The following is a 23,750-nucleotide window of genomic DNA, read 5'->3' as shown; positions in this document are numbered from 1 at the left end:
GCATGCGCCTGGCCGGCAAATCGGCGCTGATCACGGGCTCGGCCCGTGGCATCGGCAGGGCTTTCGCCGAAGCCTATGTCGGCGAAGGCGCTACGGTGGCGATTGCCGACATCAATCTCGAGGCTGCCGAAAAGACGGCTGCCGAGATCGGCAGCAGCGCCTATGCCGTCAAACTCGATGTCACGGATCAAGCCTCAATCAACGCCGCGGTGAAGGCGGTGGAGAACAAGGCCGGCGGCCTCGACATCTTGATCAACAACGCCGCCTTGTTCGACCTGGCGCCGATCGTCGAGATCTCACGGGCAAGTTACGAAAAACTGTTCTCCGTCAATGTCGCCGGCACGCTGTTCATGCTGCAGGCTGCCGCCCGATCGATGATCGCGCGCGGCAAGGGCGGCAGGATCATCAACATTGCAAGCCAGGCCGGACGGCGTGGTGAGCCGCTGGTGGCTGTGTACTGCGCCACAAAGGCGGCGGTCATTTCGCTGACCCAGTCGGCGGGGCTCGACCTGATCAAGCACCGCATCAACGTCAACGGGATCGCACCCGGTGTCGTCGACAGCGATATGTGGGACGAGGTCGATTCGCTGTTCGCCAAGTACGAGAACCGGCCAAAGGGCGAGAAGAAGAGACTGGTTGGCGAGGGCGTGCCTTACGGCCGCATGGGCAAGCCGGAGGACCTCGCCGGCATGGCGGTTTTCCTGGCAAGCGCTGACGCCGAATACATCGTCGCCCAGACCTACAATGTCGATGGCGGCCAGTGGATGAGTTGAGGGGGCCGGCCTCTGTTCCTCGTTCCTCCGCGGGGAGCAGAGGCCAACATCAGAGGCATGTGCCGTCCCTTACCCTCTCCCGACAGGACGGGCAGAGGCAGAGTTAAAGAGGCCGTAGCCCGGCCAAAGGGTAAAACAGATGACCGTGAAACTCTCTTCCGCCACTCTCGCCAACCTCCCCGCCAAGGTCGCGGGTCCGAAATACGACCGTGCCAGGCTGAAGGCCGGCATCGTGCATTTCGGCGTCGGCAATTTCCACCGCTCGCACCAGGCCGTCTATCTCGACGATCTGTTCAATGCAGGCATCGGCCATGACTGGGCGCTGATCGGCGCCGGCGTGTTCGACGGCGAGAAGATCGGCCGCGGCAAGCTGGAAGAACAGGACTGGCTGACCACGGTGGTCGAGCAGGATGAAGGCCATATGAGCGCCCGTGTCACCGGCGCCATGATCGACTTCCTGATGCCGGGCGATGCGGCCGGCATCATCGAACGGCTCGCCGACCCGGCGATCAAGATCGTCTCATTGACGATCACCGAAGGCGGCTATTTCATCGACCCGGCGTCGGGCGTCTTCAACCCGGCCCATCCCGACATCGTCGCCGACGCCCAACCGGGCGCCACCCCAAAGACGGTGTTCGGCATCATCCTGGCCGGCCTGATGCGCCGCCGTGACGAGGGCATCGTGCCGTTCACCGTGATGTCCTGCGACAACATCCCCCACAACGGTCATGTCACATCGGACGGCGTCATTGGTCTGGCGCGGCTGATCGACGAGGATCTGGCGAACTGGGTCAGCGACCATGTCGCCTTCCCGAACGGCATGGTCGATCGCATCACGCCTGCCACCACCGACCGCGAGCGCGGCATCCTGGCCAAGGATTTCGGGCTGGAGGACAACTGGCCGGTGTTCTGCGAGCCGTTCCGGCAATGGGTGTTGGAGGACCGTTTCACCGATGGCCGGCCGCCGCTGGAAAAGGTCGGCGTGCAGTTCGTTAGGGATGTCGCGCCCTACGAATTGATGAAGATCCGCATCCTCAATGGCGGCCATGCCACCATCGCCTATCCGGCCGGACTGATGGACATCCATTTCGTCCATGAGGCGATGCAGGAGCCGCTGGTGCGCGGCTTTCTCGACAAGCTCGAGCATGACGAGATCATCCCGACGGTGCCGCCGGTGCCGGACACGGTGCTGGAGGACTATTACCAGCTCATCGAGAAACGCTTCTCCAACCCCAAGATCGGCGACACCATCCGCCGGCTTTGCCTCGATGGCTCCAACCGCCAGCCGAAATTCATCATCCCGACCATCACCGACCGCCTGAAGGCCGGAAAAGGTGTCGCCGGCCTGGCGTTGGAATCAGCACTCTGGTGCCGCTACTGCTTCGGCACGACCGACAGCGGCGCCGTCATCGAACCCAACGATCCGAGCTGGGACCGGCTGCAGGCAACCGCAAAGGCGGCAAAGGATGCGCCCGCCGCCTGGCTCGCCATGGAGGATATTTATGGCGATGTCGGCCGCGCCACGGCGTTTGTCGAGGCCTTCAGCCATGCACTCAACGTGTTGTGGGCCAACGGCGCGCGCGCCACGCTGACCCGCTACATCGCCGGCAAGCTCTGAGAGCTATCAGCCATCATGACGCCTGAACTGGTCATCTTCGACTGCGATGGCGTGCTGGTCGACAGCGAATCGCTCTCCGTCTCGGCGCTGCTTGGCATGATCGAACTTGCCGGTGGCAGCGTCAGTGAGGACGCCGCCTACGAGCATTTCCTCGGCAAGAGCATGAAAAGCGTGCGCGAGATCCTTGGCCGCGACTTCGGCCTGGAAATCAGCGATCAGCATCTGACGGCCATGCGCGTCGATCTGATGCGAAAATTCCGTGAGGAGCTGAAGCCCATTCCCGGCGTCAATGAGATGTTGCCGAAGCTTGGCCTGCCGTTCTGCGTCGCCTCGTCGGGGACGCTGGAACGCATCCGCTATGCGCTCGACGTCACCGGCCTGCTCGGGCTGATGGAGCCGCATCTGTTCAGCGCCGCCATGGTCGCCAAGGGAAAGCCGGCGCCCGACCTTTTCCTGCATGCCGCCGCCAGCATGCGGGCGCATCCGCGCAAATGCCTCGTCATCGAGGACAGCCCGGCCGGTGTCGCGGCGGCGCGCGCGGCGGGCATGCGCGTCTTTGCCTTCACCGGTGGCTCGCATGCCGGCAACCCCGCCTTGAAAGCGCGGCTTGCGTCGAGTGAACCGGACTTTATATTCGCTGACATGCTGCAATTGCCCGATCTGATTGCAGGCCTGGGAGCGAGAGTTAGAGCATCTTGACGAAAAAGTTTGTTTGCGCGGTCGATGTCGGCACCGGGAGCGCTCGCGCGGGCATTCTCGACGCCAGTGGTATCTTGCTCGGCCGTGCCGATCGGCCGATCGCCATGAACCAGCCAAAGCCCGATCACGCCGAGCATGATTCGCGCGATATCTGGTCGGCCGTCTGCGCGGCAGTGCGTGCCGCTCGCGAAAAAGCCGGCGTCGCTGCGCAGGACATTGTCGGCATCTCCTTTGATGCCACCTGTTCGCTGGTGGTGCGCGACCGGCAAGGCGAACAGCTCAGCGTTTCGACCACCGGCGACAAGCGTTGGGACACCATCGTCTGGCTCGATCACCGCGCCATTGCCGAAGCCGACGAATGCACGGCGAGCAGCCACGAGGTGCTCAACTACATCGGCGGCGTCATGTCGCCGGAGATGGCAACGCCAAAGCTGATGTGGCTGAAGCGCAACCTGCCACAGACATGGAATGAAGCCGGCTATCTATTCGACCTGGCCGATTTCCTGACCTGGCAGGCGACCGGCTCGCTCGCCCGCTCGCAATGCACGCTGACCGCCAAATGGACTTACCTCGCGCATGAAGACACCGCATGGCAGCGCGATTTCTTCGAAATCGTCGGCCTCGGCGATCTCTTCGAGCACGGCAATCTGCCGGAACGGGCCAGTCCGGTCGGCGCCGACATTGGTCCGCTGACGGCGCAAGCAGCGGCGGAGCTCGGCCTGAGCGAAAAATGCCGGGTCGGCGCCGGGGTCATCGATGCCTATGCCGGCGCGCTTGGCGTGCTGGGCGGCTTTGCCGGCGATGAGCAGGATATCGGCCGGCATCTGGCACTGATCGCCGGGACATCGAGCTGCGTCATGGCGATGTCGCCCGACCCGCAGCCCTTCGCCGGCGTCTGGGGCCCCTACTACGGCGCGGCGCTGCCGAAGCTGTGGCTGTCGGAAGGTGGCCAGTCGGCCACCGGCGCCCTGCTCGACCACATCATCCGCTGGCACGGCGCCGGCGGCGAGCCTGATGCGGCCATGCATGCAAAAATCGCCAGGCGTGTCGCCGAACTGCGCGCCACCGAGGGCGAGAACCTCGCCGCACGCCTGCATGTGCTGCCAGATTTCCACGGCAACCGCTCGCCGCTCGCCGACCCGCATGCCGTTGGCGTCGTCAGCGGCCTGACGCTGGATTCCTCCTTCGACAGCCTGTGCAAGCTCTATTGGCGCACCGCCGTCGGCATAGCGCTCGGCGTGCGCCATGTGCTGGAGGCGCTGAACGAGAACGGCTATCTGATCGACACGCTGCATGTCACCGGCGGCCACACCAAGAACCCGCTGCTGATGGAGCTCTACGCCGACGCCACCGGCTGCACGGTGGTCGAGCCGCTGGCCGACGAGGCGGTGCTGCTCGGCACCGGCATGGTCGCCGCCACCGCCGCCGGGCTTTTCCCCGACCTCAACGCCGCCTGTCTTGCCATGCAGCAGGGCGGCAAGAGGCGTGCCGCCAACCCGGGCGCCGGCGCCCGTTTCGACCGCGACTACCGGATTTTCCTGGAAATGCACCGCCAGCGCCAAGCGCTCGACGCGATCCGGTAGAGTTTGCGCTATTGTTTACGCAGCGACGCGCCTGAGGTGGCGTCGAACAAATGGATGCTTTCTTCCTCGAATGTGTAGCGGACGGGGGCATTCAGCGTCGGGCATTCGCGTGCCGGAACCAGCGCGCTGATCTCCTTGCCGCCTGAGCCGAATGTCACCAGCGCATCATTGCCGTGGAATTCGATGAGATCGGCCGTGCCTTGCAGAATACCGGGGACGCCGGCGCTGGCCGTCTTCAGGTCCGGCGGCCGGATGCCGAGCACGGCGCGGTCGCCATGCTGCAGATGGAAACCCCGGCCCTCGATCGAAAGAACCGTTCCGGCACCGGTTAACGTCCAGCCATTGCCTGAGCGGCCAACCGTCACCTCGACGAAATTCATGTTCGGTGTGCCGATGAAGCCGGCGACGAACATGTTGGCTGGCCGCAGATAGATTTCCGCCGGCGCGCCGATCTGCTCGATGACACCCTCCTTGAGCAGCACGATGCGGTCGGCCAGCGTCATCGCCTCCAGCTGGTCATGGGTGACGTAGACGGTGGTGGTCTTCAGCGACTGGTGCAGCCTCGCGATCTCGACACGCATATGGTTGCGCAGCTTGGCGTCGAGATTGGAAAGCGGCTCGTCGAACAGGAACACTTTCGGTGTCTTGATCATCGCACGAGCAATGGCGACGCGCTGCTGCTGGCCGCCGGAGAGTTCGGCCGGCTTGCGGCCGAGATAGGGCTCCAGGCCGAGCGTCCTCGACACCGCTTCGACCCGCTTCCGGATCTCGGCCGCCGGCACCTTCTGCCGCTTCAGCCCGAAGGCGATGTTGTCGAAGATCGTCATATGCGGATAGAGCGCGTAGTTCTGGAACACCATGGCGATGCCGCGGTCGCCCGGATCCAGATCGTTGACCACCTTGCCGCCGATCGAGACCTCGCCGCCGCTGATATCCTCCAGCCCTGCCAGCATTCTGAGCAAGGTTGACTTGCCGCAGCCGGACGGGCCGAGGAACACGACGAATTCGTGCTCTTCAATGCTTAAGTTCAGGTCGCGGATCACCGTCGTGGCGCCATAGGCCTTGTCGACATGGGAGCAAACGATCGCGGACATGGTCAGCCCTTCTCGCCGGTCAGCAGGATCTGCAGCTTGACGTCTTCCGGCTTGCCCGCGGCAGCCCGCTCGAATGCCTCGATGCTGTCGGCGAAATCATAGGTGCCGGTGATCAGCGGCTTGAGGTCGACCTTGCCGGAAGCGATCAGTTGCAAGGCGCGATCGAAGATGTTGGCGTAGCGGAACACCGTCTCGATGCGCACCTCCTTCGAGATCGCCGCCGGCACGTTGAGGACCACCGGCTCCACCGGCAGGCCGACCAGCACCACGGCGCCGCCCGGCCGCACGACGTCGAACAGGTCGGCGAAGGCCTTCGGGCTGCCGCTCGCCTCGAAGACGATATCGGCGCCCCAATTGTCGGTCGCCGCCGCGACCGCGTCTACCAGCGACTGCTCGCCTATATTGACCGGCACGATGCCGGCATATTGCGCGGCGATCTTGAGCTTGGGCGCGGAAAAATCGGAGATCAGCACTTTCGAACAGCCGCCGGCCAGGGCTGCAAGCGCGATCATGATGCCGATCGGGCCGCAGCCGACGACGACGGCGACATCGCCTGGGACGATACGGGCACGGGTTGCCGCCTGCATGCCGATGGCGAAGGGTTCGACCATCGCGCCCTCGGCGAAGGAGACATTGTCCGGCAGTCTGTAGGTGAAGGCGGCCGGATGCACCGCATAGGGTGCAAGCACGCCATGCACCGGCGGTGTCGCCCAGAAACGGACGTCGGGGTCGACATTGTAGATGCCGAGTTTCGTCGCGCGCGACGACAGGTTCGGCACGCCCGGCTCCATGCAGACGCGGTCGCCGACCTTGAACGCCTCGACATTGGCGCCGGTCTCGACGACCGTGCCCGCGGCTTCGTGGCCGAGCACCATCGGCGCGCGCACGACATAGCTGCCGATGGCGCCATGCGTGTAATAGTGCACGTCGCTGCCGCAGACACCGACCGTGTGGATGGCGATCTTGACGTCGTCCGGTCCAACATCGAGCGGCAGCGCGATCTCGCGCAGCGACAGTTCGCCTTTTTTCTCAAGCACCAGTGCCCGCATCGGGAAATCCTCACATCAAGTCTTTTTTTGCCGGAAAACGGAATTCAGGAAGCCGCTGAGCACGCCGAGGAACAGCAGCGGCGGCAGCGACAGGAGCACGACCGACGCGTTGAGAATGCCCCACGGCACGTTCATGCCTTGCTGGGAGAGTTCGGAGGCGACGATCGGCAAGGTCTTGGCGTTGGAACTCGACAGCATCAGCGCGATCAGGAATTCGTTCCAGACCAACACGAAGCTGAAGGCGACCGCCCCTGCCAGGGAGCGGGCGGCGACGGGCAGTGCGATGCGCCAGAACACCGAATAGGCGCCGTAACCGTCGACGAAGGCCGCTTCCTCGATTTCCTTCGGCACGGCCTGGAAAGCAGGGATGGCGAGCCACATGATCACCGAGATGGTGAGCAGCGAATAGGTGATGATCAACGCCGGCAAAGTGTCATAGAGGCCGACCTGCAGCCAGATCACCATCAGCGGGATGGCGACCGCCACCGGCGGCAGGAAGCGCAGCGACAGCACGAAGAACTGGATGTCGCCGGCCCAGCGGTTGGGATAGCGCGCCACCGCGTACGCCGCCGGCAAGCCGAGCACGACGCCGATCAGCACGGCCGAGCCGCAAGCGACGATCGAGTTGTAGAGGCCGGTGAGCACGCTGTCGCGGCCGATAATATAGCTGATGTTGGCCAGTGTCGGCGTGAACACCAGGCGCGGCACGCGGGTGATGATGTCGACATTGTTCTTCAGCGCATTGAGCGCCGTCCACAGCAGCGGAAACACGGCCATGAAGCCGGCAAATGCCAGCACGATCCTGCCGATCAGGCGACCCGCTCTCATGCCTGCGCCCGCTTCCACAGCATGGTGAAGGTGATGACGGTGGCGATCATCATCAGCACGGCCATGGCCGAGGCGTAGGAAACCTTGCCGGACTCGATGAAGCCTTGTGAGAAGGCGTACATGTCGAGCGTTTCGGTGGCCACGCCCGGTCCGCCGCGGGTCATCACATAGATCAGGTCGAAGGAGCGCAACGATTCGATCATCTTGACGAACATCAGGCTGATCAGCGGCGCCTTCAGCATCGGCAAGGTGACATAGGCGTGGATCTGCCAGCGTTTGGCGTGGTCGAGCCGTGCCGCCTCGATCGGTTGCGGCGGCAAGGTTTCGAGCAGCTTCAGCACGATGACGGCGAAGAACAGCCCCCATTGCCAGACATCGACCGAGGCGACGGCGAACAAGGCCGTCCCCGGCTTCGACAGCGGGTCGAAGATCAACCCGCCGGTGATGAGCCTGTAGGGGTAGGTGGCGATGCCGTATAGCGGATGGTAGGCGAATTTCCAGACGAAGGCCGCCGACACGCGCGGCAACAGCACCGGAATGATGAACAGCAGGCAGTAGACATTGCGCAGGCGTGGGCTGGCGACCTCGAACATCAGCACGCCGAGCCCGATCGCCACCACCATGGTCGCGACAACGGTGACGATCTCCCATTTCACCGACACCCAGACCGCGTTGAGGAAGCGGCGGTCGAGGAACAGGTCGACGAAATTCGACAGCCAGACCCAGGAATAATCGGGCGTGCTCAACTCGCGATTCTGCAAGGCGATGACAATGGCGTAGAGCGTCGGCACCATCGACAGCACCAGAAGGATGGCGATGGTCGGAACGACGAAGGTGACAGGGAGCGACGTGCGTCGGGCCATTGGCATCTATCCTCGCTTGCGTCTCGATCGTGTCGGCATGATTTCCTCGTTGGGCAAAATCCCGTGGCGCACAGGTCCCGGCATTGCGGACAATGCCGCGGACCGCGCGCCACGGGCGGGAGGATGGCTCTATTTCTTCTTCGCCAGCTCGGTGGCATAGGCCTCGAGCTCGTTGAGGCCGCCCTTGATGTCGGTGCGGGTGCCGGTCACCAGTTCCTCGAGGATGATGCCCCAGCGGTCGCCGAGATCAGGCCAGCGCGGGTCCTGCCAGAAGTTGACCGCGGTGACCTTGCCGGTTTCGGCCAGCGCCTGGCCGAGATCGGCGCCGTAGATGTCGGCGAACTCCTTGCTGGAGAGGATGCTGGTGCGATTCAGCTCGCCGAATTGATGCGCGTCGAGCCGGCGCTTCTCGTTTTCCTTCGACGTCGCCCAAGCGATGAACAGGCCGGCGCATTTCTTCGAGGCGTCGTCGGCATTGGCTTTCGCCGCGATGGCGAGGCCATGGCCGTAGCCGCCGCCGGGCAGCGGCGAAGGCGGCGGCAGGAAGCCGATCTTGCCGACCACCTGCGAGGTCTTCGGATCGACCGCCATGCCCGACAGCGGCGTCGATTCGACAAGGATGGCGACCTGGCCCGACAGGAAGGCGCCGGTCGATTCATCCCAGCTGCCGGTCTGCGTGCCGGGGGCCGAATCCTTGAACAGCTTGAGGTAGGTCTCGGTCGCCTTGACGGCGGCGTCCGAGTTGAAGACCGGCTTGTCGCCGTCGAACCACTGGCCGCCATAAGCCTTGAAGAAGGGCATCCAGCGCCAGACATTGGCGCCCGAACCGCGTGCGCCGCGCAGCGCGATGCCGTACATGCCCTTGTCCGGATTGGTGAGCTTCGGCACGTCGGCGATCAACTCGTCCAGCGTCTTGGGCGGCTGGATGCCGGCGGCTTCGAGCACGTCCTTGCGGTAAACCATCAGGTCGCCGCCGCCGGTCAGTGGCGCGAACCAGACCTTGCCGTCATAGGTGGCGACCTTCTGACGGCCGGGATCGAAGTCGGCATAGTCATAGTCAGCCGGATAATAATCGGTCAGCGGCACGATCCATTTCGAGGAAGCAAACAGGGCGACATTGGCTTCGTCGACATAGTAGACGTTGTAATTGCCGACGGTGGACGCATCGGCGCGCGATTTTGCCCGGCGGTCGTTCTCGTTGAGATAGTCGATCTGGAAGCCGGCGCCGGCGAGCTTCTCGAACTCGGCCTTGGAGTCCTCCAGAAGCGTCAGGCCGTCGCGTGGCTGCGCCAGCACCTTGACCGGCGCCGAGCAGACCGGCGCCTGCGCCAGCGCGATGGTTGAAACGGTAGCGGAAAGCACGAAAGCTGCGCCGAGGCTGGCAGCGAGCCTAACTGGTTTCATGTCTTTTCTCCTCCAGGAATATGTTGCAGGAAGCGCAAGTCCTCGGGTTACGCGATCCTCACCATCGCCCGAACGACATGCCACCCATCGCCAAAATGAGGAGTTCAATAAGGGCAAGCTAGAAGCCCCGTTGCAGCAAATCTGTACTTTTATGCATTGTGCAGCGCAAAATACGGCAGCCACCCATGGCTTACGTCACATGAGTATCGATCGTATCCAAGCCGTTGATTCAGGACCTGCTTATGCGCGCATCGTCAGCCGCTGGCGCGACAGTTTGCGATAGGAGGACGGCGTCATCTTGTGCTTGCGCAGGAAGGCGCGGTTGAAGTTGGAAATGTTCATGTAGCCGACCTGGAAACAGATGTCGGTGATCGCAACATCGGTGTCGGCCAAGAGCTTGCAGGCCTGCCAGAGCCGGAGCTTGGCGAGGTGGTCGCTGAAGGAGTTGCCGGTGTTCTTCTGGAAGAAGCGCGAGAATGTGCTCTCGGTCATTCCGGCGCGTTCGGCAACGTCGGGCAGCTTCAGATCCTCGGCGAAATGCTGGAACAGATAGGTCAGCGTGCGCTGGATGATGTCGAGCGAAGCGGCGTCGAGAGCCGGCGAGAAATCCGGCGACGACAAGAGCTCGTATTCGTCGGTCCTGGCCAGGAGATCGACCAGTTCGAGGAACAGGCAGAGGCGGGCGAGCCCATGCACCGCTCCCATCCGTTCCATCAGCGCCGCACCCTCCAACGCGGTGCTTCCGTGAAAGACCATGCCGCGCAACGACCGCTCCAAGAACGGCTCCAATTCGCGCAATTCCGGCAGCAGGCCCGCCGAGCCGCGCAGCCGCTGCGCATCGAATTGCAGGACGATGTCGCGGCCTTCGATCAGCTCGCCCGGCTGCACCGCCGTCACCCAGTCATGCGGCAGGCCGCCACCGACAATAGAGAGATAACCCGGGCCGAACTCGCCGATGTGATCGCCGACCAGCGCCACGCCGGAGGATTTTCGCAGCAGATGGATTTCATATTCCGGATGGAAGTTCCAGACATTGCGTTCCCAGGGATAGTCGTCGAGCCGCCACAGGAAAGTGTCGCTGGCTTCGGTCACGATGTGCTCGAAAGCGGGCGCTGTACGCGGAATCGCGGCCGTGTTTTTCCTGCGCCTGAACGGCATTCAGTCCTCCCGGCATGGTTCGCCGGCTGTTCCCATTTGCGCAACCCGTAGCAGGCTAATCCGGGCAAGTGAACGGTGCATCGGGTCCACCGGAACCGCTGGCTCAATGGCTGGCGGCGCCTCCTCCCTTGCCAACATGTCGCATTTCGTTCACAAGGCGACGCAAACAGCGCCATTTTGCGCTGTTGTTGTACGGCTTCCGGCCCTTGCCGATGCGCCGTGTTCTGAAAGAGCGGAACAATGTCTGCGATCGAAGCCGGCGCTCACGCGCCGGAAAATCTTTGGCGTCAGGAAATCAGGGCGACGCTGGCGCTCGCCTGGCCGATGGTGCTGACCAATCTCGGCCAGACCGCGATGACGGCCACCGACGTCATGATGATGGGCAGGCTCGGACCGGACACGCTGGCCAGCGGCGCGCTTGGCGCCAACCTTTATTTCATGCCGCTGATCTTCGGCCTTGGCCTGATGCTGGCGACCTCGCCGATGATCGCCACCGAGCTTGGCCGCCGCCGCTATTCGGTGCGCGATTTGCGCCGCACCGTGCGCCAGGGCCTGTGGCTGGCGATCCTGATCTCGATCCCGATCTGGCTCGTGCTTTGGCACGGCGAGGCGATCCTGCTGGCCATGGGCCAGGAACCTGCGCTGGCGCACCAGGCCGGCATCTATCTGCGCTGGCTGGAATGGGCGGTGCTGCCTTTCTACGGCTACATCGTGCTGCGCTCGTTCATCTCGGCGCTGGAGCGGCCGGGCTGGGCGCTGATCATCGTTTTCGTCGCCGTCGCCTGCAACGCGCTGTTCAACTGGGTGTTCATGTTCGGCAATCTCGGTTTTTCGGCCATGGGCATTGCCGGCTCGGGCCTTGCCACATCGCTGTCCAGCACGCTGATGTTCGTCGGCATGGCTGTTGTGGTGATGCTGGAGAAGAAATTCCGGCGCTATCATCTCTTCGGCCGCTTCTGGCGGTCCGACTGGCCGCGCTTCAAGGGCCTGCTGCGGCTCGGCCTGCCGATTGCCGGCATCCTCGCTTTCGAGGTGACGATCTTCAACGCGGCGGCACTGCTGATGGGCCTGATCGACGCGGATTCGCTGGCCGCGCATGCCATCGCCATCCAGATCGCCTCGATCTCCTTCATGGTGCCGCTTGGCCTCAACCAGGCGGTGACGGTGCGCGTCGGGCTAGCGCATGGCGCCGGCAATCCGGAAGGCGTGTCGCGCGCCGGCTGGACGGCCTTTGTCCTCGGCGTCTCGTTCATGGCACTGATGGGACTGGTGATGGTGCTGTGGCCGCATCTCCTGATCAGCGCCTTCATCGATCTCGCCAACCCGGCCAATGCGCGGGTGATCGCGCTTGCCGTGTCGTTCCTGGTGTTTGCAGCCCTTTTCCAGGTCTTTGACGGTGCGCAAGCGGTTGCCGCCGGCATGCTGCGCGGCCTGCACGACACCAAGGTGCCGATGATTTATGCGGCGATCGGCTATTGGGGCGTCGGCCTGCCGCTCGGCGTGCTGCTCGCCTTCCATTTCGGCTTCCACGGCGTCGGCATCTGGATGGGCCTGTCGACAGGGCTGGCCGTGGTGGCGGCCCTGCTTCTGGCGCGCTGGCTGCGGCGCGATCGGATCGCACCGCCGCTGGCGTTCGGGCATTGAAGTAGAACGGCCGCCGGTTTGGCGGCCGTCATGTCCTGACGTTGCGGCTCATTGAATGGAGCCTTCATGTCGGCCCACCAAACGTCTGCTTTGCGCCGCATGCCGATCGTTCCATCTAGCCTTTGCTAAGTCCCATAAGCGGACACGGCGACGTTGGCTCACGACGGGCGTGTTCGCGCCTTTGATCGCACTTTAACTGCGACCGCGCGGTTCGGCGCCGCTCGATTTTGCCCACGAATTGTTCGCTTAGTAGCGGACCCGCCTCGCTTAGCTTTTTTGAGCCGCAGCTTCGAGCATCGCCTGACCAACGCCATTCTCTCCGCCGTTGATAAGCGCCTCCCCAGCGCCACGGATGTCACGCACCTCTTTGTTCTGGCTAAGCTTGGTTTTTCCAGCAAGGGTGGTGATCTCGATCTCCAAAGCAACGATCGCTTTGGCCATCGTGTCGATGAAGTCCTTCGGCGCGTCGCCCATCTTCCAAGGCACTGGCTGCGCTGCTTCATGTTTGTGAGTGAGCTTCGCGACGTTCCGACGGACATATCGCTCATCGTCATGAACGCTTATTCGTCCATGCACATGCGCGACGACATAGTTCCAGGTCGGCACCTGTTTGTGAAATTCGTGTTTGCTCGGATACCAGTTCGGCGAGATGTAAGCTTCTGCTGCACGAAACACGACGAGGACTTCATCACCATCTGCGAGTTCCTGCCAAACCGGATTCTTGCGCGCGACATGACAATGCAGCGTGCCAGCATCGCCTTTCGAACGGTCGAGCTCGAAAGGGATGTGATTTGCATCCAGTCCGCCCTTTCCGTGGGTGATCAGAATACCCAGCGGGTGTTTCTCGATGAGATCGTGCAGCACTGCCCGGTCGAGTTCGGCAAAATGGGGAGGAATGTACAAAGGCAACTCCTGCTGGAAGTACAGTTATTGATCCGATGGCCGCGCGACGCGACGATGCCGGATCCTGCTAGGGGGGCGAAGTTCGTTGTCCGCCGCGTTCAAGTACCGCCATCGAGAAATGGGTCGGTACATCGGAGGCCGAGGAATAGGAATGAGGCCGATCAGTGATTAGACGGGCACTCTCGCCTTCGGTCAGAATTACACTCTGGGTGCCGACAACGATCCTGAGGGCGCCCCCAGTTACTGAAATGAGCTCGCGGGTATCAGGACTGTGGGCATCGGCATGAAAGTCGTCGCCCGGCACGATTGTCCAGGACCAAAGCTCAAACATGGTGCGGCCCGAAGTCGACGAATGGAGTCGAGCGCTGCTGCCTGCGGGGCTCGTCCAGAGCGTTTTCGTCGCCGTGCGTTCAACTGAGTGATCCCCGCCAGAAATCGGGCCATCACTCAACAAATCCGCGACGGACAACGAAAATGCGGCCGCCAGTCTGCACAAAATCCCGATGCTTGGGTTAGCTTTTCCCTGCTCGAGCGCGACAACGGTTCCCTTGGAAAGGCCGGTGAGTTTCGCCACTCGGTCCAGTGTCAAGCCTTGGTCACGCCTCAGTTCCCGGAGCCTTGATGCTATCGCTTGGCCCAGTTCCTGCTCTCTATCAAAAGCTGCAATGTCGGTCATTATATTGACTTTATCAAAGAATGCCCGTACGGTCAATATAATGACCGGCAAAATCCCGAACGGCCCCGCCAGCAAGGAAACGTCAATCGTGCACTTTGAAACAAAGGCAATCCATGCCGGGCGAGGGGTCGATCCCGCGACCGGCGCAATTTCAATACCCCTTCACACTAGCACCACCTTCGAGCGGAGCGCCGATGGCTCGTTTCCATCCGGTTTCGAATACACACGTGATGCAAATCCCACCCGCAACGCCTTCGAAGCAGCCATGGCAGCTCTCGAAGGAGGACAAGAGGCTATCGCTTTCGCATCCGGCATGGCTGCAATCGCCGCGATATTCGAGGCTCACCCTTCGAGAGGCCGGGTCATTCTGCCGAATGATATGTATTTCGGCATACGTTCGCTCATTGATGAGACCGATGTTGGGTCTCGCTTCGAATTTGCCCCCGTCGACATGCGCAATCTCGAAGATGTGCGCTCGGCGGTGAAGGCCAGGCCGACAGGCCTCGTTTGGATCGAGACGCCCTCGAACCCCATGATACGGCTCGTCGACATCGCAGCCGTCTGCCAAATCGCGCATGAAGCAGGTGCCTTGGCGGTCGTTGACAATACCTGGGCAACTCCGGTGCTCCAGCGTCCGCTAGAGCTTGGTGCGGATGCGGTCATGCACTCGGCGACCAAATATATCGGCGGGCATTCGGATATGATGGCCGGCGTTGTCGTCGTGCCATCCTTCTCGGCGCTCGAACGGCCATTGAGGATGATCCAGAAGCACAAGGGCAGCGTGGCGGCCCCTTTCGATTGCTGGCTTGCTTTGCGAGGGCTGCAGACACTGCCGGTCAGAATGCGCGCTCACTGTGATGGAGCATTGAAGGTCGCAAACGCTCTGTCGGCATTGCCCCGCGTCGAGAAAGTTCTCTTCCCGGGTCTTGCAAGCGATCCTGGCCACGACTTGGCCAAGAGGCAAATGACCGGTTTTGGGGCGATGCTGTCCTTTATCGTCGCGGGCGGAGCCGACGCTGCGATGGCCATGGCCGGCCGTCTGAAACTCGTGGTGCGCGCCACAAGTCTCGGAGGCACGCACTCCCTGATTGAGCACAGAGCATCAGTTGAAGGTCCTAAGTCGATGGCTCCAGGAGGTTTACTGCGGATGTCGGTCGGTCTTGAGCACGTGCAGGACATTATCGACGACCTTATGCAAGCCTTGGCCGATTAACCGGAAACGTGAAAGAGAGCGATACGTGCCCGAACATGTTCACCACCTTCTCATTGTCTGGGTCGCCTACATCATAGCTGCCGGCAGTCCGGGACCCAGTACGATGAGGATTATGGGCGTCGCTATGCGACAAGGGCGGCAAGCAGCCCTTTCTCTGTCAGCCGGGGTCGTAACCGGATCGATCTTCTGGGGTGTGATGGCGGCCACCGGGATATCCGCATTGCTGACGCAATATGCCCAGGCACTGACAATATTGAAGATCTTCGGTGGCCTGTACCTGATTTATCTGGCCATCAAAGCGGGTAAGTCGGCCATGGAGTCTGATCACAAAATAGCGGCGGACGCTGGTGGTGACCGCGGACAGACGGGGCGGGAACTGTACAGACGAGGCTTGCTCATGCATCTCAGCAACCCGAAATCAATTCTCGCCTGGATCGCTCTTGTCACGATAGGGTTAGGCCCGAACGCGTCCTGGCACACAGTCGCTACTATCCTGGGCGGATGTGCGATTTTAAGCGTCAGCATCTTTTGCGGTTACGCCATACTCTTCTCCACCGGACCAATGGTGCGGCTGTACGCCAAGGCCCGGCGCGGAATCGAGGGCACGCTATCAGTGCTCTTTGCGTATGCGGGATGCAGACTCTTGCTGTCTCGCTTTTAAGCAGGAACTCTCGCCGTACGTTCCTGTCCTTGAGGCGTGTGACGAAAGGCAAATAATCGCGATTTAGTCCCGAAAACTGTCAGTCCGGTTTCGGCCCCGCAGTTGACGCACCCGACGTCATCAAATGACCCAAAGAGGGCGGCGCGCCGTTCGAGCCAACGGGCGTATTGCGCCAGCGGGAAGCAACTGGCGAAGAGGATCAGCGCCACCAGCCCGTAGACCTTGAACGGTTCGAAGGTCGCGTTGTTGATGGCGTCGGAGGTCCCGACCAGTTCCTCGAAGCCGATGATCGAGGTCAGCGTCGTCGATTTGATCAGTTGCACCAGGAAGCCGACCGTCGGCGCGCGGGTGATCGAAAACGCTCGTTGCCTGGTGACAGTCAGGTCGTCTGATGTCCCCTACTGTTTCAACACAGCCAGGAAATCGGGCACATCCTTGAGTGCTGCCGCACGGGCGGCCGGATTCAGCCCGGCATGGGCGACACCGTCGCCATTGGCGGTGTAGGCCAGCCCGTGCAGTTCGTGCAGCGGCTGCGCCTCGTTGTCGAAATCATGATAGGCGCCGGGATAGAGGATGAGCTTCACGCTGTCGGGGTTGGCGTCCGCCAGCGCCTTGCACGGCTTGGCCGGGGTCCAGTCGTCCGCGTCGCCCATCACAATCAGCAGCGGCACGCGGGTCGCCCAATCGCCTTTTTCGGCCGGAGCCGTGCAGCCCGGGTAGAAAGCGACCGCCGCGCGGAAGTCCGGCGAACCCGGCTTCGGCCTGTCCTTCGGCCGGACCGTGTAGAGAACGGTCGAGCCGCCGTTCGACCAGCCGAGCAAGGCGATGGCGGCTGGCTTCACGTAGGGCAGCGTCTGCAGATAGCGGCGGGCGGCGTTGGCATCCTCCACCCGCTCGCGATAGGGTTCGACCTCCCGGTCGCCGTTCTTGCACTGCGGGCCTAGTCCGCGCGAGCCGAAACTGTCCGGAAAGATCACGACGTAGCCGAGAGCGGCCAGGCGCTGGCCCCAATCGGCATGGCGCGGGCTGAGTTCAGTCTTGTTCTTGCTGCTCCACAGGCCGCTGCAGCCATGCATGGCCACGACAGCCGGAAACGGCCCCCGCCCCTGCGGCTTGAACAGCATCGCGTCCAGCGTCGCAGGCTCGTTCTCGCCGTCGGCCGGAATGCTGACGTGATTGGGTGCCTGGTCGGCTGCCGCAGCCGGCTGCGCCATCCAAAGGGCGAATAGGCCTGCGAGTGCGACACGATACTTCGCCTGCATCGCCAAAGCGCCCTCCCTGCAGAAAGCCGTGACGCTCACAGTGCGGCGCAGGTCGGCTTATCGCAAATCACAGTTGCGTGGCGAAGGGAGGGAAGGCTCTTTGTTTGACGCAATTCCGGACGGAAAACCGTTTGACACTTTTCCTGGAATTGCTTCAACGGGCCGCCGCGCGCCGTTCGAGCGAGCGGGCATATTGCGTCAGCGGGAAGCACATGAGGAAGAAGATCAGCGCCACCAGCCCGTAGACCTTGAACGGTTCGAAGGTGGCGTTGTTGATGGCGTTGGAGGTCCGCACCAGTTCCTCGAAGCCGATGATCGAGGTGAGCGCCGTCGACTTGATCAGCTGCACCAGGAAGCCGACCGTCGGCGCGCGGGTGATCGAGAAGGCCTGCGGCAGGATGATCAGCCGCAGCTCCTGCAGATAGTGCAGGCCAAGGCTGGCGCCGGCGTCCCACTGGCCACGCGGCAGCGCATCGACGCCGGAGCGCCAGATTTCGGCGAGATAGGCGCTGGCGAAGAAGGTCAGGCCGAGCACCGCCGCGGTCCAGGGCTCGATGCGCAGGCCGAGCATCGGCAGGCCGAAGAACATCAGGAACAGCTGCATCAGGAGCGGCGTGCCCTGGAACAGCGCGATGTAGCCGGAGGCGATGCGCCGGCTCCATTTATTCTTGGCGATGCGGAAGAACAGAACGACCATGCCAACGATGCCACCGCCGACGAAGGCTGCCAGGGACAAAAGCACGGTCCAGCGGGCAGCCAGCAGAAGGTTGCGCACGATATCCCAGAAGGTGAATTCGATCATGACACGCCAGCTCCGAGCGCGCGGCGCCCGCCGGTTACCAGAAGCCGGCGCAAGGCCATCGACAAAGCGAGATAGACCAGCGTCACGACGAAATAGGTCTCGAAGGAACGGAAGGTGCGTGCCTGCAGCATGTCGGCCTCATAGGTCAGCTCGCGCACCGCGATCTGCGAGACTACGGCCGACTCCAGCATCATGATGACGATCTGGCTGGTGAGTGCCGGATAGATGATCTTGAGCGCCTGCGGCAGCACGATCTTGATGAACACCTGGCGGGGCCTCAATCCCAGCGCCAGGGCGGCTTCCGTCTGCCCGCCCGGCACCGCATCAAGCCCGGCGCCGACGATCTCGATCGTATAGGCCGCCATGTTGAGCGTCATCGCCAGCATGGCGGCCAGGAGCGGGTCGAGCCTGATGCCGAGGCTGGGCAGGCCGAAGAAGATGAAGAACAACTGCACCAGGAACGGCGTGTTGCGCATCACCTCGACATACCAGCCGATGGCCCGCTTGAGCAGCACGGGACCGTTTCGCCGTCCGGCGGCGCCCAAGATGCTGAGCAGCGTCCCGGCCAGCGTGGTGACGGCGATCAGCAGGATCGTCGTCACCGCGCCGTGCGCGATGTCGCCCAAGGCACCCGGGAGCCAGGCAAAGGCCACGGGAACTCAATCCTTGAGATTGTCGGGGTTGAGCGGCGTCTTCAGCCAGGCTTTCGAGCTTTCGTCCAACTTGCCGTCGGCCAGCATCTTGGCGATGGCGTCGTTGACCGCCTTCTTCAACCCGTCCTCGTTCTTGTTGAGGCCGATATGCGAGGGCGAAGTGAGAAGCTGGAATTTCTGCTCGGGCTTCAGCGCATCCTGCTTGGCCAGCACCTGGGCGCCGACATCGTTGCCGACGACCATCAGCTGGGTCTGGCCGGAGATGAAGGCCTGGATGACCGAATTGTAGTTGTCGAAGCGCTTGATGTCGGCCGAGGCGGGCGCGGCCTCGGTGAGCGAGGTGTCCTCGAGCGTGCCGCGATTGACGGCGATCGACTTGTCGGCAAGGTCTTCCTTGCCTTTGACCGTCATCGCCGCCGGTCCGATCACCGCGATGTAGTAGGGCGCGTAGGCGGCGGCGAAGTCGATGACCTGCTCACGCTCCTTCGAGTAACCGACGCTCATCAGAATGTCGACGCGATGGTCGTTGAGATAGGGGATGCGGTTCTGGCCGGTGACGGCGACCGGGTTGAGCTTCACCTTGAGCGTGTCGGCGATGTATTGCGCGACATCCATGTCATAGCCCTTGAGGCTCATATCGGCGCTGGCCGAGGAGAAGGGCGGGAAGTCGGCGAAGACGCCGACATTGATGGTGCCGGCCTTGGTGATGTCGGCCAGCGCGTCGGCATTGGCCGCCTGGGTGGCGATGCCGACGCCGGCGGCGCCGAGCACCAGGATGGCGGCAATGGATGATTTCAGTGTCGAGTGGATTGTCATTGGTATTCCCCTTCTGGAAGCTTTTGATTGTTTGAGGCGGCTGCCGGCTCCAGCGCGGCGGCCGCCTTTTCGTTTCAGCTGTCAGGCTCCCTTGCCCGTGATGGCCGGGCTGAACACCATCAGGCTCAATATTTCGAACAGCACCTGGGCGCCGGCATGCGCCGTGTTGGTGGTGGCGTCATATTGCGGCGCCACCTCGACGACATCGCCGCCGACGATGTTGAGACCCTTGAGGCCGCGCAGCAGCTCAAGCACTTCACGCGTCGTCAGTCCGCCTATTTCCGGCGTACCGGTGCCCGGCGCGAAGGCCGGATCGACGCTGTCGATGTCGAAGGAGACATAGGTCGGGCCGTCGCCGACGATCTTGCGCGCCTTCTCGATGATGGCGGGGATACCGAGACCGGTTACCTCTTCGGCATGGACCACGGTCATGCCGGACTCGTAGGTGAACTCCCACAGATATTCGGCCGAACCGCGGATGCCGATCTGGATGGTGCGCGTCGGGTCGAGCACGCCATCGAGCACCGCGTTGCGGAACGGCCCGCCGTGGTGGAACTTGGTCATGTCGAACAGGCCGCTGGTGTCGCAATGGGCGTCGATGTGGATCAGGCCGACCGGCGCCTTCTTGCCGACAGCCTTCAGGATCGGATGGCTGATCGAATGGTCGCCGCCGACCGACAGCGGAATGACGCCGGCATCGACGATCTGGTTAGTGCGGCGCTCGATATCCTCGTGGCTGATCTCCAGCCGATAGCGGCTGCGGAACGGCGTGTCGCCGATGTCGGCCACTCTGAGCTCATGGGTCGGGGCGCATTCCAGCACGTGATTGTAGGGGCCGATGCGTTCGATGGCGCGCAGTGCCCTCGGCCCGAAGCGCGAGCCCGGCCGGTTGGTGACGCCAAGGTCCATCGGCACGCCGATGATCGCTACCTGCAAATCTCCGAAATCCGGGTTTTCCGCCGCGATTTCACGATAGGGCGCGGCGAGGAAGGTTGGGATGCCGGAATAGGGCGCCAGCCTGGTGCCCGATTTGGAAAAGATCTTGTCGGCGACCTTGCGGAATTTCGGGTCGAACATCTCGCCGCCATGGCTCTCGCCATATTTGCGACGCAACGCGTCGAGCTTGCCGCGATCGTATCCCATATCCGTTCCTCCTGGACTGATGCGGCCGTCGGCGACCTCAAGCGAACCGACCGTCATCCGGCCGGGTCGCTGTCCCGCTGGCTGCCTGCAGATTTCACGTCTTGATGCTGTTCCGAGGCGAAGTGTCCGGCAGGCGGATTGAAAAATCAATTGATATTGTTAGGGTGTTTTCTGTGAGAAAATCTCACAAAGAAACCGGGCATCCATGGTCAAGCGCCTGCCACCCCTGAATCCGCTGCGCGCCTTCGAGGCAACGGCGCGGCATGGCTCGCTGACCAAAGCGGCGAGTGAGCTGAATGTCACGCATGGCGCCGTCAGCCACCAGATCAAGGCGCTTGAACAGTCGCTCGGCGTCAAGCTGTTCGAGCGTGTCGGCCAGCGGGTCAGGCTGACACCGCATGGCGCCGAACTGTTGCCGGCGGTATCGACGGCCTTCGACGGCATCGCCGCCGCAACCCAGCGGCTGACCCGGCCGGCAAGCAGCGGCGCGCTGTCGGTGTCCTGCGTGCCGGCATTGTTGCTTTTGTGGATGACGCCGAGGCTGGGTAGCTTCACCGCGCAATATCCCGACATCCAGCTGACGCTCAGCCCCTCCAACGACCCCAAGGATATCCGTGCGCCGCATATCGATGTCTGCGTGCACTATGGCAACGGCAGCTGGACCGATTGCTGGATGCGCAAATGGTCGGGGCTGGAGCTGTTTCCTGTGGTCAGCCCGACCCTGATCAACAACCGGCCGATCCGCAGCGTCAGGGATCTCGCCGACCATGTCTTCCTGCATGGCGACGACGGCCGCGAATGGCACACCTGGCTGGCGGCCGCCGATGCACTGGACCTCGAACGCGGCCGCCGCCATCATTTGGGCGACGCCCGCATGGCGACCGAGGCCGCGGTGCACGGTCATGGCGTGGCGCTCGGCGATTCCGTGACCGCAAGCGCGCTGCTGGCCAGGGGCATGCTGGTCGCGCCATTCAGCCTTTCGGTGCCGGCGGTCGACGATTTCTACGTCGTCTGCCGTAACGAAATGCGCACGACGCCGATCGTGCAGGTGTTCATCGACTGGCTGTTCGCCGAGAAGGCCGGGGATGACGGGCGCGCCGACGCCCCGGTCGCCGGCCGTATCATCAGCCGCCGCAAGCGTCCGCAACTCAGGGTTATCGGCGCAAAAGCGGCGGGCTGAGGCCGGCTGCGCATGGCCATATGCAGGCCGTTCTTTTTGTCGGGCCAGCCTGAAAGCGGGCAGCGCTCTGGCCAATTCGATGCTATGAGGCCTGTCGCGATTGTGGATGGCAGGCAGCGAAGGCGGCAGCAAGCATGGCAAGAACCGATATAGCGCGGCGTGTCTACAACCACACCTGGAAGCTCGACCCGATCGTGCGCAGCCTGCTCGACACGGATTTCTACAAGCTTTTGATGCTGCAGATGATCTGGGGCATGTACCCCAAGGTCGATGCCACCTTCTCGCTGATCAACCGCACCACTTCGGTGCGCCTTGCCGACGAGATCGACGAGGGCGAACTGCGCGAACAGCTCGACCATGCCCGCACGCTCCGCTTTTCCAAGAAGGAGATGATCTGGCTCGGCGGTAACAATTTCTATGGCCGCAAGCAGATCTTCGAGCCGGAATTCCTGGCCTGGCTGGAAGGTTTCCGGCTGCCGGACTACGAGCTGGCCAAGCGCGGCGGCCAGTACGAACTGACGTTCCCCGGCCCGTGGATGTACACCACGCTGTGGGAAATCCCGGCGCTCGCCATCATCAACGAACTGCGATCCCGCGCCGCCATGCGGGCCTTCGGGCCGTTCGCGCTCGATGTTCTCTACGCCCGCGCCAAGGCCAAGATGTGGGCCAAGACCGAACGGCTGAAGGCGCTGCCCGGCATCCGCATTTCCGATTTCGGCACGCGCCGGCGCCATTCCTTCCTGTGGCAACGCTGGTGCGTCGAGGCGCTGAAGGAAGGCATCGGCGAAGCCTTCACCGGCACCTCCAACGTGCTGCTTGCCATGGACAACGACCTCGAAGCGCTCGGCACCAACGCACATGAACTGCCGATGGTGTTCGCGGCACTCGCCAAGTCGGAAAAGGAACTGAAGCAGTCGCCCTACAAGGTGCTGCAGGACTGGCAGCGCTACTATGGCGGCAATTTGCTGATCGTACTGCCCGACGCTTTCGGCACCGCCTCCTTCCTGCGCGACGCGCCGGACTGGGTTGCCGACTGGACCGGCTTCCGCCCCGACAGCGCACCGCCGATCGAGGGCGGCGAAAAGATCCTGTCCTGGTGGCGCGAGAAGGGCAAGGACCCCAAGCAGAAGCTGCTGATCTTCTCCGACGGCCTCGAGGTGGAAACCATCGAGGAGACCTACCGCCACTTCAAGGGCAAGGTGCGCATGTCCTTCGGCTGGGGCACCAACCTGACCAATGATTTCGAAGGCTGCGCGCCGACAGAAACCAACAGCCTCGACGCCATATCGCTGGTCTGCAAGGTGACGGAAGCCAATGGCAGGCCGGCGGTGAAGCTTTCGGACAATCCGGCCAAGGCGACGGGGGACGAGAAAGAGATCGAGCGGTATCTCAGGATTTTTGGGCAAAAGGATCGCGTGGAGCAACTGGTCAAGGTGTGAAGAGTGGCCGGTGCTACCGGCATCGCCATACGAGACGGCAAAGTTGGATAGGCTGAGTTCCCTGGCGCCCCCCTCTGTCCTGCCGGACATCTCCCCCACAAGGGGGGAGATTGGCGGTTATCTCCGCTTTCGCCAATCTCCAACGTCGCTAGAAAAGAGCAGACGGCGCCCCCAGCCGATCCCCCCCCTAGTGGGGGAGATGTCCGGCAGGACAGAGGGGGGCGCCGTAGAGCGCTGCCATCTGTCATTGGCTTTGTTAGCCGCGGCATTGCCAGCCCTCCTCCCCACC

General features: G+C 62.8%; 22 protein-coding genes and 1 pseudogene. 9 read left to right on the top strand and 14 right to left on the bottom strand.

All coding sequences use genetic code 11. The features are described from left to right. Positions 1-2: 2 nt before the first annotated feature. From CKW40_RS27760 to CKW40_RS27745, 4 genes are all read left to right on the top strand, one after another. Entirely contained in the window at positions 3-773 is a 771-nt protein-coding gene (locus CKW40_RS27760; RefSeq protein WP_095203031.1) for an L-iditol 2-dehydrogenase, read from the top strand. 139 nt (positions 774-912) lie between these two features. Further along, positions 913-2,391 carry a mannitol dehydrogenase family protein gene (locus tag CKW40_RS27755; protein ID WP_095203030.1) on the top strand — a complete coding sequence of 493 codons (1,479 nt, stop codon included), beginning with the start codon at positions 913-915 and terminating at the stop codon, positions 2,389-2,391. Positions 2,392-2,406: 15 nt separating this feature from the next. Further along, complete coding sequence (locus CKW40_RS27750) at positions 2,407-3,090, top strand: HAD family hydrolase (RefSeq protein WP_095203029.1); 684 nt, start codon at positions 2,407-2,409, stop codon at positions 3,088-3,090. Next, positions 3,087-4,673 (top strand): FGGY-family carbohydrate kinase, encoded by a 1,587-nt coding sequence (locus CKW40_RS27745; RefSeq protein WP_095203028.1) that lies wholly within the window; start codon positions 3,087-3,089, stop codon positions 4,671-4,673. The genes CKW40_RS27750 and CKW40_RS27745 overlap by 4 nt, the downstream gene beginning before the upstream one ends. An 8-nt stretch (positions 4,674-4,681) precedes the next feature. Here CKW40_RS27745 and CKW40_RS27740 read toward each other — a convergent pair whose 3' ends face one another. The 6 genes from CKW40_RS27740 to CKW40_RS27715 form a co-directional block, all read right to left on the bottom strand. Further along, positions 4,682-5,767 carry an ABC transporter ATP-binding protein gene (locus CKW40_RS27740; RefSeq protein WP_095203027.1) on the bottom strand — a complete coding sequence of 362 codons (1,086 nt, stop codon included), beginning with the start codon at positions 5,765-5,767 and terminating at the stop codon, positions 4,682-4,684. A gap of 2 nt (positions 5,768-5,769) precedes the next feature. Beyond that, a complete protein-coding gene (locus CKW40_RS27735) occupies positions 5,770-6,816 on the bottom strand; it encodes an NAD(P)-dependent alcohol dehydrogenase (RefSeq protein ID WP_095203026.1) in 1,047 nt (348 codons plus the stop codon). A gap of 15 nt (positions 6,817-6,831) precedes the next feature. Then, entirely contained in the window at positions 6,832-7,644 is an 813-nt protein-coding gene (locus CKW40_RS27730; protein ID WP_095203145.1) for a carbohydrate ABC transporter permease, read from the bottom strand. Beyond that, the gene (locus CKW40_RS27725) at positions 7,641-8,507 is read right to left on the bottom strand and encodes a carbohydrate ABC transporter permease (protein ID WP_095203025.1); all 867 of its coding nucleotides are present in this window, start codon (positions 8,505-8,507) and stop codon (positions 7,641-7,643) included. The genes CKW40_RS27730 and CKW40_RS27725 overlap by 4 nt, the downstream gene beginning before the upstream one ends. 129 nt (positions 8,508-8,636) lie before the next feature. Next, positions 8,637-9,911: an ABC transporter substrate-binding protein gene (locus CKW40_RS27720; RefSeq protein ID WP_095203024.1), complete on the bottom strand. Its 1,275-nt coding sequence runs from the start codon at positions 9,909-9,911 to the stop codon at positions 8,637-8,639. 240 nt (positions 9,912-10,151) lie between these two features. Then, positions 10,152-11,069: an AraC family transcriptional regulator gene (locus CKW40_RS27715; RefSeq protein ID WP_095203023.1), complete on the bottom strand. Its 918-nt coding sequence runs from the start codon at positions 11,067-11,069 to the stop codon at positions 10,152-10,154. Positions 11,070-11,309: 240 nt separating this feature from the next. On the opposite strand from CKW40_RS27715, the gene CKW40_RS27710 reads away from it, so the two are divergent. Beyond that, positions 11,310-12,713: an MATE family efflux transporter gene (locus CKW40_RS27710; RefSeq protein WP_095203022.1), complete on the top strand. Its 1,404-nt coding sequence runs from the start codon at positions 11,310-11,312 to the stop codon at positions 12,711-12,713. 267 nt (positions 12,714-12,980) lie between these two features. On the opposite strand, the gene CKW40_RS27705 is transcribed toward CKW40_RS27710, so the two are convergent. Together CKW40_RS27705 and CKW40_RS27700 are read right to left on the bottom strand one after the other, a co-directional pair. Beyond that, the gene (locus CKW40_RS27705) at positions 12,981-13,616 is read right to left on the bottom strand and encodes an FMN-binding negative transcriptional regulator (RefSeq protein WP_095203021.1); all 636 of its coding nucleotides are present in this window, start codon (positions 13,614-13,616) and stop codon (positions 12,981-12,983) included. Between the two features lie 67 nt (positions 13,617-13,683). Next, entirely contained in the window at positions 13,684-14,292 is a 609-nt protein-coding gene (locus tag CKW40_RS27700) for a helix-turn-helix domain-containing protein (RefSeq protein WP_095203020.1), read from the bottom strand. 40 nt (positions 14,293-14,332) lie between these two features. Here CKW40_RS27700 and CKW40_RS27695 point away from each other — a divergent pair, with 40 nt between their 5' ends. Together CKW40_RS27695 and CKW40_RS27690 are read left to right on the top strand one after the other, a co-directional pair. Further along, positions 14,333-15,505 carry a trans-sulfuration enzyme family protein gene (locus CKW40_RS27695; protein WP_244571310.1) on the top strand — a complete coding sequence of 391 codons (1,173 nt, stop codon included), beginning with the start codon at positions 14,333-14,335 and terminating at the stop codon, positions 15,503-15,505. A gap of 25 nt (positions 15,506-15,530) precedes the next feature. Beyond that, positions 15,531-16,166: a LysE family translocator gene (locus CKW40_RS27690; RefSeq protein ID WP_095203019.1), complete on the top strand. Its 636-nt coding sequence runs from the start codon at positions 15,531-15,533 to the stop codon at positions 16,164-16,166. 137 nt (positions 16,167-16,303) lie between these two features. Here CKW40_RS27690 and CKW40_RS27685 read toward each other — a convergent pair. The 6 genes and pseudogenes from CKW40_RS27685 to speB all read right to left on the bottom strand — a co-directional run. Next, a pseudogene (locus tag CKW40_RS27685) lies at positions 16,304-16,531 on the bottom strand (amino acid ABC transporter permease); the annotation flags it as partial. Positions 16,532-16,564: 33 nt separating this feature from the next. Next, positions 16,565-17,428: a dienelactone hydrolase family protein gene (locus CKW40_RS27680; protein WP_095203018.1), complete on the bottom strand. Its 864-nt coding sequence runs from the start codon at positions 17,426-17,428 to the stop codon at positions 16,565-16,567. Positions 17,429-17,582: 154 nt separating this feature from the next. Then, positions 17,583-18,230 carry an amino acid ABC transporter permease gene (locus CKW40_RS27675; RefSeq protein WP_095203017.1) on the bottom strand — a complete coding sequence of 216 codons (648 nt, stop codon included), beginning with the start codon at positions 18,228-18,230 and terminating at the stop codon, positions 17,583-17,585. Continuing rightward, on the bottom strand, positions 18,227-18,883 hold the full coding sequence (locus CKW40_RS27670; protein WP_095203016.1) for an amino acid ABC transporter permease: 657 nt from the start codon (positions 18,881-18,883) through the stop codon (positions 18,227-18,229). Before CKW40_RS27670 ends, CKW40_RS27675 begins: the two co-directional genes overlap by 4 nt. A gap of 6 nt (positions 18,884-18,889) precedes the next feature. After that, positions 18,890-19,699 carry a transporter substrate-binding domain-containing protein gene (locus CKW40_RS27665; RefSeq protein WP_095203015.1) on the bottom strand — a complete coding sequence of 270 codons (810 nt, stop codon included), beginning with the start codon at positions 19,697-19,699 and terminating at the stop codon, positions 18,890-18,892. 81 nt (positions 19,700-19,780) lie between these two features. Next, positions 19,781-20,842, bottom strand: a complete 1,062-nt coding sequence (gene speB / locus CKW40_RS27660) for an agmatinase (RefSeq protein WP_095203143.1) — start codon at positions 20,840-20,842, stop codon at positions 19,781-19,783. Positions 20,843-21,047: 205 nt separating this feature from the next. Here speB and gcvA point away from each other — a divergent pair, with 205 nt between their 5' ends. Together gcvA and pncB are read left to right on the top strand one after the other, a co-directional pair. Beyond that, entirely contained in the window at positions 21,048-22,022 is a 975-nt protein-coding gene (gene gcvA / locus CKW40_RS27655) for a transcriptional regulator GcvA (RefSeq protein ID WP_095203014.1), read from the top strand. A 134-nt stretch (positions 22,023-22,156) separates the two neighbouring features. Continuing rightward, entirely contained in the window at positions 22,157-23,461 is a 1,305-nt protein-coding gene (gene pncB, locus CKW40_RS27650) for a nicotinate phosphoribosyltransferase (protein WP_095203013.1), read from the top strand. Positions 23,462-23,750 lie beyond the last annotated feature (289 nt).

Source organism: Mesorhizobium carmichaelinearum, assembly GCF_900199455.1.
Classification (GTDB): Bacteria; Pseudomonadota; Alphaproteobacteria; order Rhizobiales; family Rhizobiaceae; genus Mesorhizobium; species Mesorhizobium carmichaelinearum.
The sequence above is the reverse complement of the archived record's forward strand: the minus strand, read 5'-3'. Positions and strand labels throughout refer to the sequence as shown.